16 protein-coding genes are annotated in these 16,668 nt (G+C 42.5%); 13 read left to right on the top strand and 3 right to left on the bottom strand.

The features are described 5' to 3' along the window. The 11 genes from cpaB (at position 1) to K0625_RS13650 (ending at position 10,647) form a co-directional block, all read left to right on the top strand. Positions 1–828 carry a Flp pilus assembly protein CpaB gene (cpaB, locus tag K0625_RS13700; RefSeq protein WP_220110209.1) on the top strand — a complete coding sequence of 276 codons (828 nt, stop codon included), beginning with the start codon at positions 1–3 and terminating at the stop codon, positions 826–828. A 48-nt stretch (positions 829–876) separates the two neighbouring features. Next, on the top strand, positions 877–2,328 hold the full coding sequence (locus K0625_RS13695; RefSeq protein ID WP_220110208.1) for a type II and III secretion system protein family protein: 1,452 nt from the start codon (positions 877–879) through the stop codon (positions 2,326–2,328). Positions 2,329–2,345: 17 nt separating this feature from the next. Further along, entirely contained in the window at positions 2,346–2,630 is a 285-nt protein-coding gene (locus tag K0625_RS13690; protein WP_220110207.1) for a hypothetical protein, read from the top strand. 46 nt (positions 2,631–2,676) lie between these two features. After that, positions 2,677–3,972 (top strand): TadE/TadG family type IV pilus assembly protein, encoded by a 1,296-nt coding sequence (locus tag K0625_RS13685; RefSeq protein ID WP_220110206.1) that lies wholly within the window; start codon positions 2,677–2,679, stop codon positions 3,970–3,972. Positions 3,973–3,981: 9 nt separating this feature from the next. Next, positions 3,982–4,482 carry a TadE family protein gene (locus K0625_RS13680; protein WP_220110205.1) on the top strand — a complete coding sequence of 167 codons (501 nt, stop codon included), beginning with the start codon at positions 3,982–3,984 and terminating at the stop codon, positions 4,480–4,482. Next, positions 4,479–4,937: a TadE/TadG family type IV pilus assembly protein gene (locus tag K0625_RS13675; protein ID WP_220110204.1), complete on the top strand. Its 459-nt coding sequence runs from the start codon at positions 4,479–4,481 to the stop codon at positions 4,935–4,937. The genes K0625_RS13680 and K0625_RS13675 overlap by 4 nt, the downstream gene beginning before the upstream one ends. Before the next feature lie 66 nt (positions 4,938–5,003). Then, entirely contained in the window at positions 5,004–6,269 is a 1,266-nt protein-coding gene (locus K0625_RS13670) for a CpaE/TadZ family protein (protein ID WP_220110203.1), read from the top strand. Positions 6,270–6,271: 2 nt separating this feature from the next. Then, positions 6,272–7,597 carry a TadA family conjugal transfer-associated ATPase gene (locus K0625_RS13665; protein WP_220110202.1) on the top strand — a complete coding sequence of 442 codons (1,326 nt, stop codon included), beginning with the start codon at positions 6,272–6,274 and terminating at the stop codon, positions 7,595–7,597. 11 nt (positions 7,598–7,608) lie between these two features. Next, positions 7,609–8,586, top strand: a complete 978-nt coding sequence (locus tag K0625_RS13660) for a type II secretion system F family protein (protein WP_220110201.1) — start codon at positions 7,609–7,611, stop codon at positions 8,584–8,586. A 2-nt stretch (positions 8,587–8,588) separates the two neighbouring features. Next, complete coding sequence (locus tag K0625_RS13655) at positions 8,589–9,557, top strand: type II secretion system F family protein (protein WP_220110200.1); 969 nt, start codon at positions 8,589–8,591, stop codon at positions 9,555–9,557. Between the two features lie 73 nt (positions 9,558–9,630). Next, positions 9,631–10,647, top strand: a complete 1,017-nt coding sequence (locus K0625_RS13650; RefSeq protein WP_220110199.1) for a tetratricopeptide repeat protein — start codon at positions 9,631–9,633, stop codon at positions 10,645–10,647. Between the two features lie 70 nt (positions 10,648–10,717). Here K0625_RS13650 and asnS read toward each other — a convergent pair whose 3' ends face one another. Next, entirely contained in the window at positions 10,718–12,118 is a 1,401-nt protein-coding gene (gene asnS, locus K0625_RS13645; RefSeq protein WP_220110198.1) for an asparagine--tRNA ligase, read from the bottom strand. Positions 12,119–12,382: 264 nt separating this feature from the next. On the opposite strand from asnS, the gene K0625_RS13640 reads away from it, so the two are divergent. Continuing rightward, complete coding sequence (locus K0625_RS13640) at positions 12,383–12,718, top strand: hypothetical protein (protein WP_012324849.1); 336 nt, start codon at positions 12,383–12,385, stop codon at positions 12,716–12,718. Positions 12,719–12,726: 8 nt separating this feature from the next. Here K0625_RS13640 and K0625_RS13635 read toward each other — a convergent pair whose 3' ends face one another. Continuing rightward, positions 12,727–13,296 (bottom strand): CoA pyrophosphatase, encoded by a 570-nt coding sequence (locus K0625_RS13635; RefSeq protein WP_220110197.1) that lies wholly within the window; start codon positions 13,294–13,296, stop codon positions 12,727–12,729. Between the two features lie 35 nt (positions 13,297–13,331). Then, entirely contained in the window at positions 13,332–14,735 is a 1,404-nt protein-coding gene (pabB, locus tag K0625_RS13630; protein WP_220110196.1) for an aminodeoxychorismate synthase component I, read from the bottom strand. 271 nt (positions 14,736–15,006) lie between these two features. Here pabB and K0625_RS13625 point away from each other — a divergent pair, with 271 nt between their 5' ends. After that, the gene (locus tag K0625_RS13625; RefSeq protein ID WP_220110195.1) at positions 15,007–16,521 is read left to right on the top strand and encodes a fumarate hydratase; all 1,515 of its coding nucleotides are present in this window, start codon (positions 15,007–15,009) and stop codon (positions 16,519–16,521) included. Positions 16,522–16,668 lie beyond the last annotated feature (147 nt).

Below are 16,668 nucleotides of genomic sequence, written 5' to 3'. Positions count from 1 at the left end.
GTGAACAATAGAACCATATTATTTATTTTATTGTCACTCATTTTTGGTGTGGCAGCGGTATTTTTGGCCCAGAGTTGGCTAGAAAGCAATACTGAACCAACAACGACAGTAGCCTCTTCAAATGTCATTACTGTTGCTACGTTAGTGCCCCTAGGTACCATCATTGAGAAGAAACACCTTAAGCTTACTCCTCTTCCAGATTCAATTATTCCTAAAACTGCCATTAAAACTTTTGAGGAAGCTGAAGGAATGGTCGTTAATCAGAACCTATATCCTGGAGAGGTGTTGCGCAGCGAGAGGATAACAATAAAAGGGGCAGGAAGTACCTTGGCAAGCTTAATCTCGCCTCAAATGCGGGCGGTTACAATTAGGGTCAACGATGTGGTTGGTGTTGCTGGTTTTTTGTTACCAGGTAATCGAGTTGATGTGCTGAATTTATTTAAAAAAAGCGGAAGGCTACAGACGGATGTGGTACTGGCCAATGTTAAAATACTAGCAATAGATCAACGGGCATCGAATGATGAAAATAAACCCAAATTGGTTAGAGCTGTCACACTCGAGTTGAATCTAGATCAAGCAGAAATTCTTATGATTGCAAAAGGAAGAGGGCAGTTACAGTTGGCATTAAGAAACCCGAATGATGAGGTCGCGGTAGAATTAGCTTTAATCAATAAACCCGCCAGTGAAACGAGTCGTCATCAAGAGTCAATCACACCAAAATCTGTAGAAAATGTGAATCAAAACGAGAACAAAGTCATTGTACAGAGCAGATCTAAAGTATACCTGCTGAAGGGAACTCAAGAGCAAGAAATTAAAGTGAGCAATTAACCTAGTTTGCTAAACAAGAGTAACTCAAGTCATTTTAAGGAGTGAACCATGCCACCAATATTAACCCAAGCGGTTAGGATTGCATGCTGTTTATTAGCTTTGTGTTCAACCATTATTCTCCAGAGCGCTAATGCAGGTGGACCTACAGGCGTGTCTAGAGACGTCACCCTTATTCCCATTTTTAAATCGAGAGTGTTAGACCTAGGCAGATCAATTCATAGAGTATCAGTTGGAAACCCCAACATCGGGGATATCAAGTTACTTCCTAATAATGAACTGTATATTCTAGGTAAGAAGCTAGGTAGCACAAATATCATGATTTGGGATGCGGATGAGCACTTAGTGGATGTGATTGATATTGAGGTTACTCATGATCTTAATGGGTTAAAGTTACGATTACATGAGTTCTTACCTGGCGAGAAGCTCGGTGTACAAACCTCTCAAGGTCAGCTATTGATCAGTGGACAGGCTTCTAACCTTCATAAAATGAATACGGCAGTTGAACTTGCCCAAGCCTATGCCGATGCAGCCTCTGTCAATAAAGTTAACAGCTCTGTGCTTAATATGATGACTGTTGGCGGAGATCATCAAGTGATGCTTGAGGTTGTTATCGCTGAAGTTCAAAGGGAAGTTGCTCGTCAGTTTGATTCTAAGTTTTTTATTTTTAATCAAGGTGACAAGGGATTCTTAGGTGCGGCTGGTGGGACAGGCTTTGATCTTGATCCTTCAGCAGCAATTAATAATAGAGGTTTTTTTGCACAATACTTAAATGATAACCTGCTGATGAACTTCGCATTGGATGTCGCTAAGCAAAATGGTTTGGCTAAAGTCTTAGCTGAGCCCAATGTCACTGCAATGAGTGGGCAGGTCGCTGAATTTTTATCGGGTGGAGAGTTCCCCATTCCTGTGCCTGGGACAAATGGATCAACAACTATTCAGTATCGAGATTTTGGTGTTGGCGTCAAGTTTGTTCCATCTGTTCTTGATTCTGGCCAGATAAACCTGAATTTGAATGTCATGGTAAGTGAAGTCAGTAATGCCAACTCTGTGACACTGACTGGTGGTGGAACGTCGACCTCTTTAATTGTCCCGTCAATAGTAAAAAGAACCACATCTACCACGGTTGAACTTGCTGATGGACAGACTATTGCCATTAGTGGTCTGATTAGCGATACCTTAAGAGAGAATATCGATAAACTGCCCGGGTTAGGTGATATCCCTATTTTAGGCCAGCTGTTTACTAGCAAAAGCTTTAAAAGCGGCCAAAGTGAACTTGTTATTCTTGTGACTCCTAGGCTAGTTAGGCCATTTAATAGAGAGCGGATCTCACTTCCTACCGATGACTTTGTCCCCCCATCAGATCTGGAGTTTTACCTCTTAGGTAAGATGTCGCATAAAAAGAGTAAAGAGAATACAGGGGAGGATCCCTATGAGGTTATCGAATCAGATCCCCAAGCAGGTAACACTGGAACTCAACAAAAGTACGGGCATTCGCTTTAATAGTCAGAGGTCATGCTATGAAAAATAATGGGTTGTCGTTTATGGGCTTTGTTAATGTGAGTCTCATTACTTCACTTTTCTTGTTATCTTCTTGTGCACAAGTTAATGACTTTCCAATAGGAGAGAGTTATCAGCAGGTAAAGGCTATGCAGGTCTTAGATCCTGATGCGCCAGAGCGAAATGAGGGGGTTGTTGGAGTATTAAATGGAAAGTACGGTGAAAAAGTGATGAAAACTTATAGAGAAAGTAGCGTAGAGCCAAGCAAAGCAAGTGGAACTATGTCAATGAAGGTTGGCAAGTAGTCTTTCGGCCCTTAGTTGGTTACCGCTAACGCTAATAGGATAGTAAATGTGTCTTTCCATTGATAAAGGCTCTAGAAAATATTTATCACTAGGTAGGCAGACTGGTGCCATCCTCGTGATGTTCACTATTGGCTTGTTCTCATTACTGGTTGTTGCAGCACTTGCCTTAGATGGAGGACATTTGTTGCTTAATAAAGGTCGTTTGCAAAATGCTGTTGATGCATCGGCTCTATATGCGGCAAAAGTAGTGCAAGATGGTGGAACTCTCTATGAGGCCCGAGAGGCTGCCACATCGATATTATTTCAAAATCTAGATTTTAATGAAAACAGTGAACTCAGTGTTGGGATTGATCAAACCTCCCCCGATTTTAATCAGGCTCAAATAACCTCAAATATCTTTATTGAATTTTCACAGTGGCCAGATCCCTTTAACCCTATTTTAGATGAGGGAAGTGAATATGTGCGCGTTAGAGTGGAGTCCGTAAGTTTGAATAACTTTTTAGCCCAGATAGTTAATTTTAATAAACAAGTAAGAGCATCTGCCGTCGCTGGCAAAAGCACTGATATTGCTTGCATGAATAAAGTTGTGCCTATGATGGTTTGTGCTGTCAATGATGATTCTACGGATAATTTTGGCTTAGTTCCTGAATCACTTTATGTCATGAAAGTTGGCGCTAATCAAGGTAGTTCGATTGGACCTGGGAATTTTCAGTTACTACGACTTTATGACGGTTCAGGTGCTTCTGACATTCGAAGAGCACTTGCTGGTGAGTTTAATCACGGAGAGTGTGTTGGACCTGGTGATGATGTTGTGACTGAACCTGGTGGAAGTGTTGGCCCCGTTGTTCAAGGACTAAATACTCGCTTTGGGCAGTATAGTGGTGGTGGAGTGAGCTTGGATGAGTTTCCCCGTGATTTTAATAGCTGTGAAGGGGATAGGGTTGAAGTTGATAGCGATGGCAACATTATTCCATTTAGTAACCCGAGTAAATCAGAGTATACGTATGATGAGTATATCAATGGAGAGGATGGGGCATCTTCTCATTGCAATATTGGGGATGTTACAACAGATGATTTAATCGCCGCAACGGGACGTCGTGAGCTCCCTGTGGTGATAGGGCTTTGTGATGGTTTAACTAATGGTTCAAATACCATTACAGCATTAGGAACAGGATGTTTTTTCCTTTCTCAAACCGTTAGTCAGCAAGGCAATATTGCTCATGTTATTGGCGAGTTTGTTACTAGCTGCGTCAATACTGGGACAGCCTCGCTAGACCCTAGCTTTGTCAGCAATAGTTCAACTATTGTCCTCTATCGAGATCCAGATAGTCCGGATTCATAGGAGTGAATAATGTCTTATTCTTATCAAAAAGGGGTTGCTGCAATTGAGTTTACTATTTTGTTGCCAGTATTATTACTGCTTGTGTTTATTACCGCTGAGTTAGGTCGTGCCCTTTATCAATATGGTCAGTTAACTCGAATGGTTAGAGATGCTGGTCGCTATTTATCAATCACTGTGATGCGTAATACCACAGGTGTGTTACCGGAAAGTATTGCTAATGGTTGCGATACCAATGCAGAACCATCATGTGACGATATCTGTAACGACTGCATCGAAGAGATGAGAGAGCTTTTGAGCTACGGTGAGCTTGATGGCTCTGTGCCTCTGCTAAGGGGGATTGATGAGAGCAATGTTATCGTATCTGGTGATTCAGGAACAAAGACGGTGACGATTTCAGTTGATTATGATTGGCAGCCTTTATTTGGTGAACGTGTATCTGGTTTTGGTTTAGGTAGTTCAAGTGACTTAAGTTTTAACTTTAACGTTAGTTACACCCTGAGGGCATTGTGAAACGTCAACATGGGGTCTACGCGGTTGAGTTTGCGATAGTCGCAGGGCTATTTTTAGTCCTACTTTTTGCGGTTATTGAGATTGGTCGCATGATGTATACATTTAGTGTGTTAAATGAGGCCTCTAGAAGAGCTGCAAGGCTTGCTGTCGTCTGTCAAACAGATGATACAGACATAAAAAATATGGCACTTTTTTATGGAGAGAACTTGCTCCCTAACTTTACCGAGTCAAATTTAGCGATAAGTTACCTAGATAAATCAGGAGATGCCGCTTCTGGTGTCGACATTGTGTTCGTTAAAGCTGAAATCATCAATTATCAACATGAGTTTTTAGTGCCGGGGCTTTATAGGTTGATAAACTCGCCTACTTTTGCAACCTACCTGCCGAGAGAAAGTTTAGGCGTCTATCATGTGGACGAAGATGACTCTGGTTCGGGTTACATCGACTGTATTTAAATGATCTTCTGTTCAAATCCTTACTATAGTAATTAAAAGGAGTTTTATCTTTAGAAGGTTAAGGTAATGGATAAGTCGCTGGAGCTACTAGTGTCGAATGAGAATGAAACAGAGACTAGAAAACTTGTAGGTGCTGTTGAGCAAAAAGCCAACAGCATTTTGCCTTACCCAGTTCATGCATTACTGATTAATAGCCAGCGTATTAATATCTCCCATATTGAAGTTCGACTAGATAACTGCCTTAACCTGTCATGGGATAGCATCAATTCCCTTAACCCCTTTACGGCAAACACAAATCGTGCAAGACCCTATAATTTGGTTTTGTTGATCTTACCCAATGATGAGCAGCAGGCTGTTGATGCATTAAAGTTAGCTGCAACCTACGAAGTGGACATTGTGATTTTGGGTGAGAACACTCCTCAGAGTGTCTTACGTTTAGCATTTCAACAGGGAGTCAGTGACTTTATACCTACTGAAGAGGATGGCGATGTTCTTATTCAATCCCTAGAAAAAATCGCGGTAAAACTTGCAAGTGATGCACATTTAGCACCAGTACTTGCAGTGATTAATGGTAAAGGAGGATCGGGAGCAAGTTTTATCTCCACCAGCATTGCTGTCATTGCTTCAGAACGAGATGAGGGAGAGGTTTCTTTACTCGATACCGACATGTTACAGGGCACATTAGCTCATATGTTAGGTCTAGAGCCAACCTATTTTATTACCGACGCTATCCAAGAGCTAGATTCCTTAGATGAAGTGGCCCTAAAAGGGGCAATGACTAATGCAGGTCACCTACACCTTTTAGCTGCAAAACCCTTTGCCATGCTTAACTCTCCAGCAAATATTGAATTGAGAAATACTAATGAACTGCTTTTAAAGTGTCGTCAGTTTTATGATCAAGTGGTGATAGATCTCTCTAGAGGCCCTGAAAGATGGAATGCCGACATATTGACCAATGCAGATGTTTTAATTGTTTTGCAGCAAGATGTAATGAGCATTCGCGAAAGCAAGGCGATAGTCAATCAGTTGATCCATTTCATGGGGATTAATAGAGAAAAGATACATCTGGTGGTTAATCGTTACCAGAAAACAAGTTCAGGGATTAACCTAAAAGATATTAAAGAGACCACAGGCATCAGTTCTGTTTTTGTTATTGCTAATGATTTTAAATTGGCGAGTCAATGTATAGATCTTGGTACACCCATTACTCAGGTAGCCAAACGTGAACAGGTTTTATTGGATCTAAACAAGTTAACTGAACATTTTTTTCCTAAGTTAAAAGAGACGAAAAGCCAGCCTAAAGGGTTTTGGAATCGAATATTGGGTAAATAATTATGTCTTTTATTGAGCAAGATGAACGTGATGAGTTTAAACCTTTGTCGGTTGAAGAGTTACACCTTAAAGAGGAGCTTTATAATAAGCTACTTAATGTTATGGATCTCTCTCTTATCGAGACCGTTTCAAAAGAGGCTGCAAAGATCCAAATAAATGAAATTTGCGAGAAACTTATCAATGATCTTCACCTGCCGGTCAGTCTCTCCTCTAGACAAAAGCTTATTAAATTGATCAATGATGAGGTACTAGGTTTAGGCCCGCTTGAGATCTTGCTGGCAGATCCAAGTATTTCAGATATTTTAATTAACTCCTATGATCGAGTATATGTAGAGAGGCGGGGCAAGCTGGAGCCTGTGGCTATAAAGTTCCATAGTAATGCACACCTGCTTAATATCATTGACCGTATTGTCTCTACAGTTGGCCGCAGAGTCGATGAATCATCTCCTATGGTTGATGCAAGGCTTGAAGATGGTTCTCGAGTCAACGCCATTATCCCACCACTTGCATTAGACGGACCCGCATTATCAATACGGCGCTTTACAGTCGATAAGCTCAATGCTGAACAGTTAATTAATTACGGCTCAATGACTGCCGAGATGAATGAGTTATTGAAGGGCGCAGTAAGAGGGAAGTTGAATGTTCTGGTTTCTGGGGGCACAGGTAGTGGAAAAACAACCTTGCTAAACATGTTATCTGGCTACATTCCCACTAATGAAAGGATAGTGACGATTGAGGATTCGGCTGAGCTCCAGTTACAACAACCTCATACAGTAAGGTTAGAGACCCGCCCTGCCAATATCGAGGGTAAAGGTGAGATAAGCCAGAGAGAGCTAGTGAAAAATTGTTTACGTATGCGACCCGACAGAATCGTTATTGGTGAGGTTCGGGGAGGTGAAGCGCTGGATATGCTAACGGCGATGAATACGGGACATGAAGGTTCCTTAGCGACGCTACATGCCAATAGCCCGAGAGATGCACTTGGACGGCTTGAGTATATGGTGTGTATGGCGGGTTTTGATATGCCAGTGAGTAACATAAGAACTCAAATTGCATCAGCAGTCGATATGGTTGTGCAGTTAGAACGGCTTGAAGATGGTGGGCGTAGGGTAACCAGTATTCAGGAAATAAATGGCATGGAGGGCGAGATTATCACTATGTCTGAGTTGTTCCGATTTGTTCGTGAGGGTAAGCAGGAAAGTGGGGAGATTAAAGGCAAGTTTGAATCAACAGGGGTTATCCCTGGCTTTCATAACAAGCTTAAGCAACATGGGGTAGACCTGCCTTTTGAACTGTTCAACTCAGGTGATCCGTTTGCTGATTTCTAAGAGAGCGTATTATGTTTTCAAATGAGTTGATATTTCTTGGCTTAATCTTTATCGCCGTGATTTTACTTTCCCAAGCACTATTTATGCCTGTATACAGCCCACAGCGTGCTAATACGTCACTGGTTCGCAAGAGGTTAAAAAAGTTAGCGGAGGAGGCCGATGATAGAGCGCTTGAAACCTCGTTATTAAGGGAGAATAAACTAAAAAAAATATCAAAAATTGGCCGCGCCTTAGAGAAGGTAGAGTTTATCGATAATTTAAGTTATCGATTGGAGCTGGCTGATTATAGGATGATGGGTCATCACTTTTTTTTATTGTCACTACTCTCTGCGATCATTACAGGTATGGCTACTTGGTATTTTGCCAATGAACCTATTATCACGGCTATCGTCTGTGTAGCGACAATTATAATGTATCACTTTAAATTGACCCGAGACACAAACAAAAGGATGGATCTGATAGAGGCAAGTTTTCCTGACGCGCTTGATGTTATTCGCCGAGCTTTGCAAGCGGGATACTCCTTTTCAGATGCCATTAAACTCTCGACAGAGGAGATGGAGGGCCCAATAGCCAAAGAGTTCCGCTTAATGTTTGCAAACCTTAACTATTCAAAAGATGTAAAGCGAGCGTTGCTTGGTTTTATCGAGCGGGTTCCAAGTGTGTCTGCAATGGCATTTGCCAGCGCTGTGATGGTTCAAAAAGAAACGGGTGGGAACTTAGCCGAGAATATTGAGAGTTTGTCACGTGTGATTAGAGAGAGGTTTACTTTTAGGCGCAGAGTAAAAACTTTATCAGCGGAAGGACGTTTATCTGCTTGGATTCTTATCTTACTACCTTTTGTATTATTTGCCGTTATCTATATCCAAACTCCCTCCTATGTGTCTGAACTAACGGGGACAGAAGGGGGACAAAAGTTACTGATGTGGGGGGCCATCGGCATGACAATTGGTGGCTGGTGGATAAGTAAATTAATTAAAATAGATGTGTGATTATGGACTATTTAATTAGCTTATTAGGTTCTCTATTTGATGATCCTAGGCATGTGCGGTGGACCCTTTATGTGGTAGCTGCAATCGCTGGGGTTACGTTTGCTATCTCAGTTGCGTACTTTATTAGCGGTATTTATTCACCATTAAGAAAAAGATTAAAACACATCAATAAGGAGGATGAGCCGCTCAACAAAGCTCAAGCGGATGTCAATTCGACGATTGAACATGGCATTGGTCAAGTTGCCAAAAAATCTCCCATTAACCTTTCCAATGACGAAACACGCCGACTATTGATCCATGCTGGGCTGCACTCTGAAAATGCATTAGCTATTTTCAGCTCTGTCAAACTGATTTTATTTTTGATTGCGGGTTTTCTCTCTATCCTTGTGTTGAGTATGTTTCCTGAAATGTCAGGAGTGGTGAGTGCGTATGTTGTACTGCTCTTAATTGGTGGCGCTTACCTTTTACCCTCTATTGTACTGCAGTGGCTAGCAAATCGACGTATGAGGCTATTGAGAACAGGTTTTCCTGATGCGTTAGATCTATTAGTAGTTTGTTGTGAGGCTGGGCTTGGTCTGCTTGCAGCCTTACAGCGGGTAGCTAAAGAGTTAGCGATAAGTCATCCCTGCCTCGCGAGTGAATTGGATTTAGTGTGCAGTAAAGTAAGGGCTGGCTTAACGGTAAAAGTGGCATTAAGTGAGTTTGTCGATAGAACTGGATTAGAAGATATTAAGGGGCTGAACTCAGCTATTTCTCAAAGTATTAGGCTAGGAACCGGAATTGCCGCCACTTTGAGAGTGTTTTCTGATGAATATAGAAATAAACGTTTGCAGGAAGCTGAAGAGCAAGCTGCAAAGCTTGCAGTTAAAATGATATTTCCAATGATGTGCTGTATTTGGCCATCTTTTTTTATTGTGGCTGTTGGCCCTGCCGTGTTGAAAGTCATGAAGGTGTGGGGACAAGCATTCTAGGGAAGTTACTATCAATGTTATGGGTCTTGAGTGAAAGAGTGACATCAATAAGAGTGAAAAGGGGATAGAGATTATGATTAAGGTGGTGAAAAAAGGTGGTGATATAAAGTTGCGCTTCTTTTCTATTTTTTTGTCACTGTTCTTAGGCGCTTGTGTTTCAACTTCAAAGGAACCTGTAGAAGTTAATCAAACCCCATCATCTCGATTTGATCTCTATGATAGTCAAAATACTCTTCCTATTACGGTAGATAGTGCGCCAAAAACTGCAGAGGAGGCGGTTGAAAGAGCAAAAGGTGAGGAAAGGTTAGGTCATTTGGATCAAGCACTTTATCTTTATGTTCAAGCATTAGATTTTAACTCTGAAAATGCCATTGTTTTATATCATATTGCTAGGATCCATAGCATAAAAGGAAACGTACAACTTGCTTATCAAACATATAGTGAAGCGTTAGCGATTGATCCTTTGATGATGATGGCTCACGCAGGCCTTGGTTTAATCAATATGGAAAGGCGGCAACATGCTGATGCTACTAAAAATTTACATATGGCGGTGGGACTAGATCAAGCGCGATTGGCCCAATTAAAAACAACCGAGTTAAAGGAGGAGTTTTATCAACTGGACAGTGATTCTCCGCTTAGGATCTATAACGCCTTAGCTATTTTATATGATCTGGACAATAGTCATGAGCAGGCCAGAAGTTATTATGAACTGGCGAGATTAAAAGCGCCCAACTCAGCCTTAATAACGACAAATTTAGGTTACTCATACTATTTAAGCGGTGATATCTCAATGGCTGAGCACTATTTAAAACAGGCTGTTAAAGAGGATCCTAGCTTTAACCGGGGCTGGAGCAATTTAGGTCTGGTTTATGTGAAAAAAGGTCAATATTTGAGAGCATTATCAACATTGGAGCATATTATGTCTCCTGCTGATGCATTAAATGACTTGGGGTATTTTTTAATGCTTGAAGGTCAGTATGAGCAAGCGATTGCATTTTTTAAACAAGCGATTGATCGCTCACCAAGCTATTTTGATCAGGCTCAGAAAAACCTTAAAAGAGCCTCAATGGAGTTTGAACATCGAAAATAATGGGTGCTTGGTTTATAACAGATAAAAAAACGCCCATATACATATAGGGCGTTTTTTATTTTCAATTGCGTTAGAAGCTTGCTGATTTTGGTGCGCGAGGGAAGGGGATCACATCGCGAATGTTGGAAACACCAGTCACATAAGATACCAAGCGCTCAAAACCTAGACCGAATCCTGAGTGTGGTACTGTGCCGTAGCGGCGCATATCTCTGTACCACCAGTAATCCTCTTTGCTAAGGTTCATCTCCTCGAGACGAGCATCAAGAACCTCTAAACGCTCCTCACGTTGGGCACCACCGATAATTTCACCGATGCCTGGAGCAAGTACGTCCATTGCTGCAACGGTTTTACCATCTTTATTGAGTCGCATATAGAAGGCTTTAATGTCTTTCGGGTAGTTTTTAACCACGACAGGCGCTTTAAAGTGCTCTTCAGCAAGGTAGCGCTCATGCTCAGATTGTAGATCTATACCCCACTCAACATCGTATTCAAACTTTTTGCCGCAGTTCTTTAAGATCTCAACCGCGTCAGTGTAGTCGACTTGAGCAAAATCACTGTTAACAAATGACTCTAAACGTTCGATAACTGTTTTATCAACGCGTTGTGCGAAAAACTCAAGATCATCGCGACGCTCTTCAAGCACAGCTTTAAAACAGAATTTAAGCATCTGCTCAGCAAGGCCTGCTACATCGTCAAGATCTGCGAATGCGACTTCAGGCTCAACCATCCAGAATTCAGCTAAGTGACGACTAGTATTAGAGTTTTCAGCACGGAAAGTGGGACCGAAGGTATAAACCTTAGACAGTGCACTCGCATAAGTCTCAGCGTTAAGCTGGCCTGATACGGTTAAGAAAGACTCTTTACCGAAGAAGTCTTCACTGTAATCGACTTTCCCTTCATCAGTGCGTGGCAGGTTTTCCATATCAAGTGTTGAAACGCGGAACATCTCACCAGCACCTTCACAGTCTGATGCAGTGATGAGGGGCGTAGATACCCAGATAAAGCCCTCTTCATTGTAAAAGCGGTGAATAGCCTGGGATAAGCTGTTTCGTACACGGGCAACAGCACCAATAATATTGGTGCGAGGGCGCAAGTGAGCCAGCTCTCTTAGATGTTCAATGGAGTGACGTTTAGCAGCCATTGGGTAAGTATCAGGGTCTTCAACCCAACCAGCGACTTCAACCTGAGTGACTTGAAGCTCAAAAGCTTGGCCTTTACCTGGAGAGTCAACAACTTCACCCGTCATAACCACCGAGCAACCAGCTGTTAGCTTTAAGATTTCGTCATTATAATTAGCTAAGCTATTTGGCACTACACCCTGAATAGGGTCAAAGCAGGAACCATCATAAACGGTAAGAAAAGAGATCCCTGCTTTGGAATCTCGACGGGATCTTACCCAACCGCGAACAGTAACTTGCGAACCGATCGCAAAATCACCTTTAAATACAGAAGCGACAGATGTAATGCTCATTGTTGCTTAGTTCTCCAACGAAACGTTATATAAAAAAATCGGACGTTCATATTACCTTGCTGACGGCTTTTCTCAAGTGTAAATAGGGATATTCGTAGCTTGTTGGAAAAATAATGATAGAAAAGTTTATATATCAGCCCAAATAGAGGAGTTAAGCGATTAAAACTCCGGGCTCTAGCAGAAAAAAATGCAATAAGTTGCTGAAAGATGCGGCTCAATATCATATTGTTATACTTTATATAAGGCCGTTACTAAGGAGGCTGTATGAAAAAAGTTAAGATATTTCAACTCCTATTGTCATTTTTATCAGTTTGTGGCTGGTCTTTGGCTGTTTACGCACTGATTGTGTTTGATAAAGCGAGGCCTGATAGGGCGGTTGGATATTACTTGAGTAAAGGATCTTCAGTTCGACTAGGTTGGGATCAGACTCATACTATTGAACTCGAGTATGTTATCTGGACCTGTGCTGCGATAAGTTTTATCAGCTTAGCCTTTAATTACTACTTTGCTCACCACAGTAAGATGGGATACTGGTTTAATATTCCACTGCTGTTGACCGCTTCGTTGGCAGCGGGTCTTTATGTGCGTTTTGTGGTGTAGAGGTTAAATCATTGGGTGAGCTGCTGGCATAGCTGCTCAATGATGGCAGCTGTAGCCCCCCAGATCATATGGTGTTTGTACTGAATAAAGTGCACTGTGTATTGCGCACCATGCCTGCGGTAGAGGTAATGTTTGCGGTTACGTTTATCGAGTAGGAAGCTAAGTGGAATAGTAAACAGGTAGTCAACCTCTCCGGGATCCAACTCTGGTACAAAACTCTGTTTAACAATCCCAAATACTGGTGTGATCTCAAAGCCTGTAAAGGTTTTATACTTAGGGTGTTGTCCTAAGATGTCAACATTTGAGATCTTTAAAGCGATCTCCTCCTCAGCTTCCCTTAATGCCGTTGCGATGTCATTGCTATCTGACTTTTCTACTTTACCTCCTGGAAAGCTTATCTGACCTGGGTGACTGCGCAGATGCATAGGCCGGCGAGTTAAAATAAGGTGTGTGTCGTTATCTACTTGAGTAAATGCGATTAACACTGCTGCTTGACGAAGTTCACTTGATATTGGGGGACTGATAAGATCCGTTAAAGTTTGGAAGTTATACCTCACTCTTAACTCTGCTAAATTCAAATCATCCCCTCTTTATTGTGCTAATCAAATACTGCTTACATCTTCTCCAGAATCGGCAGTATTCTACTCACCTTGTCATAGGTTTCTTGATACTCTTCATCTGCCACAGAGTCGGCAACTATGCCACCACCGGCCCAGCAATAGATCCGATTTGATTGGGCTACCAAGGTTCTAATGGTGATACTGGTATCCATTTGGCCATCTTGGCTTATATAACCGATAGAACCACAGTATAGGCTACGCCTTGAAGGTTCAAGCTCCTCAATGATCTCCATGGCTCGAATTTTAGGGGCTCCTGTGATTGAGCCACCTGGGAAAGTTGCTTTAAGCAGATCACTTGCCTGATATTGAGGTGCTAACTTTGCTGTGACTGTGCTCACAAGGTGATGTACAGCGGGAAAGCTTTCAATACTAAACAGGTGGGGAACATTCACAGAACCTGCTTGTGCCACCTTACCGATATCATTGCGCAGTAGATCGACAATCATCAGATTTTCCGCTCGATCTTTTGTTGCCAGTGAAAGCGCCATGGCTGACTCACTGTCCTGTACAGGATTACTGAATCTTGGACGCGTTCCCTTAATCGGTTTGGTTTGTATATCTCTATCCACTAACTGCACAAAGCGCTCCGGTGAAATAGACAAGATACTGGCGTTCTCTAGCCTGATAAATGCAGAGAAGGGGGCCTTGTTGGTTTTCCTTAGCTCAATATATGCCTGCCATTCATCACCTTGATAATCGGCTTCGAATCTATGGGTCAAGTTTATCTGATAGCAATCACCGCTATGCAGGTAACGCTGCACCTGAGCAAACTTCTCTGTGTATTGCTCTTGGCTGATCTGGTTTTGCCAACCACTGGTGAGAGTAAATGTTTGATTCTTTTTGTTGTTATTTTTGTTCAGTAGAGATTCAAGCTTAACTAATTGCTTTTGTAGCGCGTCCTTTCCTTGGTAATGAACTAATAGCCAGCAAGCCGATTGATAGTCATAGATAAGCGCCCACATATAGAGGCCTATATTGAGCTCCGCCAAATCGATATCTCGTTGAGCAATATTTGGCAGCTTTTCAATCTGTCTGCCCAGATCGTAACTAAAACTACCTAGGGCGCCGCCAGAGAATGGCAGCTGGCTTGTTAAAGGAGTGGGAAAATAATCATTGAGGCTTTGCTTAATAACCTTGAAGGGATCAATTGTGAAAGTATCGACTCGGCTGACTCGATTGCCCTCATAATGGCTAACTTTACTTAACCCTGACTCAGTAACGATTGTCGCCACTGGCTCACACACTATGATGTCGTGTTTAGCGTCTGCGTGAGGGGCGTTAGCAGAGTCTAATAGCATGGCCCAAGGTTGATCTGAAAAATGTGAAAACAGTGCTGTAGAAGTATGATCCCAAGTCAACTTGCGAACTGCAAGTTGATGCGACGCCGAACAACTCATCAAAAAACCTTAATAAAAATGGGAAGATCCCTTTGAAATACCTAGGTAGGGTACCATAACCATAGGCTAGAATTAAAAAAACTATCTACAAGCTGGTGTGTGATGTTTCCCTAAGAGTCTGAGGAAGGTATCATGGGCCAATAAATTATAAGAAGTATGTAAGCCAATGAAACTATTGGAATGCACCCTAATATACCCGAACTGCCTTTATTTGCAGAATCCTGAATTTTGAGGTGGTTTGGGTATAGATCCGATAAAAAAGGAAGAGTCTGTGAGTAAAGAAGTCATCATTAAGCAAGCCGATCTTATTGAGAGCGTTGCCGATTCCCTACAATATATCTCATATTACCACCCCAAAGATTTCGTTGACGCTATGTCTGAGGCTTATGAGCGTGAAGAGAGCGCAGCGGCTAAAGATGCAATTGCACAGATCTTGATCAACTCACGTATGTCGGCTGAGGGGAAACGTCCTTTATGCCAAGATACCGGGATTGTGACCTGTTTCGTTAAAGTAGGAATGGGCGTTAAGTGGGACAAGACGGATATGACCGTTCAACAGATGGTCGATGAGGGTGTCAGGCAAGCTTACAACAACCCTGATAATCCACTTCGTGCATCGATCGTTGCCGATCCGGCTGGCGGCCGCAAAAACACCAAAGATAATACGCCATCGGTTGTCCATATCGATATGGTACCTGGCGATCATGTTGAAGTTGCCATTGCCGCTAAAGGTGGTGGTTCAGAAAATAAGTCTAAGATGGCAATGTTAAACCCATCGGATGATGTGGCTGCTTGGGTTGAGAAAACGTTACCCACAATGGGGGCTGGCTGGTGCCCACCGGGAATGCTAGGCATAGGTATTGGTGGTACCGCTGAAAAAGCCGCTGTGATGGCAAAAGAGTCTCTAATGGATCCTGTCGATATCCATGAGCTTCAAGCTAAAGGTGCAGAAACCACAGAAGAGAAGATGCGTTTAGATATCTTTGAGCGCTCTAATAAACTCGGTATTGGCGCGCAGGGCTTAGGTGGATTAACCACTGTGCTTGATATTAAAATTAAAACGGCGCCGACTCATGCGGCATCTAAACCTGTGGTGATGATCCCCAACTGCGCTGCTACGCGTCATGTGCATTTTCACCTTGACGGAAGTGGCCCTGCTGTATTGACGCCGCCATCACTGGAAGATTGGCCTGTGATCACCCGAGAAGCGGGAGAAAACACGCGCCGTGTTGATCTAAACAGTGTCACTCAAGCTGAGATCGAGCAGTGGAAGAGCGGTGATACACTGCTATTAAATGGCAAGATGCTCACCGGCCGAGATGCGGCTCACAAGCGTATTCAAAGTCTGATTGAGTCAGGTGAAGGCTTGCCAGAAGGGGTAGACTTTAAAGGTAAGTTTATCTATTACGTTGGCCCTGTTGATCCTGTTGGCAGTGAAGTTGTAGGACCTGCTGGCCCAACAACGGCGACTCGTATGGATAAGTTTACCGATCTGATGCTAGAGAAGACTGGATTGATGGGCATGATAGGTAAAGCTGAGCGTGGGCCTGCTACTGTCGCTTCTATTAAGAAAAATAAAGCTGTTTACCTGATGGCTGTCGGTGGCGCTGCCTATTTAGTGTCGAAAGCGATTAAAACTTCCCGTGTTGTCGCTTTTGCCGATTTAGGTATGGAAGCTATTTATGAGTTTGATGTAAAGGATATGCCGGTCACTGTCGCAGTTGATTCAGATGGTGTGAATGCCCATGAGACGGGTCCAGCTATCTGGAAAGTTAAACTGAACTAATTTACAAAGCTGCAAGATAAACTTGGCTTAGGCACCTTGCCTAAGCCTTGCTATTTGGATAATGTGCTTCTTGATTATCAAAAGTACGATTAGTTATTACAGACCAAAACTGAGGATTGTTAGGGAAATCGATAAGCTTTTTAGCGG

Source organism: Shewanella nanhaiensis (assembly GCF_019457885.1).
In the GTDB taxonomy this organism is placed as follows: domain Bacteria; phylum Pseudomonadota; class Gammaproteobacteria; order Enterobacterales; family Shewanellaceae; genus Shewanella; species Shewanella nanhaiensis.
Note: the sequence above shows the minus strand (reverse complement) of the source record. Positions and strands in the feature narration are given on the sequence as shown.

Excerpts from the sequence above, each read along its gene's own strand:
- K0625_RS13695 (WP_220110208.1), top strand. The coding sequence starts at position 877 with ATGCCACCAATATTAACCCAAGCGGTTAGGATTGCATGCTGTTTATTA.
- K0625_RS13690 (WP_220110207.1), top strand. The coding sequence starts at position 2,346 with ATGAAAAATAATGGGTTGTCGTTTATGGGCTTTGTTAATGTGAGTCTC.
- K0625_RS13685 (WP_220110206.1), top strand. The coding sequence starts at position 2,677 with ATGTGTCTTTCCATTGATAAAGGCTCTAGAAAATATTTATCACTAGGT.
- K0625_RS13680 (WP_220110205.1), top strand. The coding sequence starts at position 3,982 with ATGTCTTATTCTTATCAAAAAGGGGTTGCTGCAATTGAGTTTACTATT.
- K0625_RS13670 (WP_220110203.1), top strand. The coding sequence starts at position 5,004 with ATGGATAAGTCGCTGGAGCTACTAGTGTCGAATGAGAATGAAACAGAG.
- K0625_RS13665 (WP_220110202.1), top strand. The coding sequence starts at position 6,272 with ATGTCTTTTATTGAGCAAGATGAACGTGATGAGTTTAAACCTTTGTCG.
- K0625_RS13660 (WP_220110201.1), top strand. The coding sequence starts at position 7,609 with ATGTTTTCAAATGAGTTGATATTTCTTGGCTTAATCTTTATCGCCGTG.
- K0625_RS13655 (WP_220110200.1), top strand. The coding sequence starts at position 8,589 with ATGGACTATTTAATTAGCTTATTAGGTTCTCTATTTGATGATCCTAGG.
- K0625_RS13650 (WP_220110199.1), top strand. The coding sequence starts at position 9,631 with ATGATTAAGGTGGTGAAAAAAGGTGGTGATATAAAGTTGCGCTTCTTT.
- asnS (WP_220110198.1), bottom strand. The coding sequence starts at position 12,118 with ATGAGCATTACATCTGTCGCTTCTGTATTTAAAGGTGATTTTGCGATC.
- K0625_RS13640 (WP_012324849.1), top strand. The coding sequence starts at position 12,383 with ATGAAAAAAGTTAAGATATTTCAACTCCTATTGTCATTTTTATCAGTT.
- pabB (WP_220110196.1), bottom strand. The coding sequence starts at position 14,735 with ATGAGTTGTTCGGCGTCGCATCAACTTGCAGTTCGCAAGTTGACTTGG.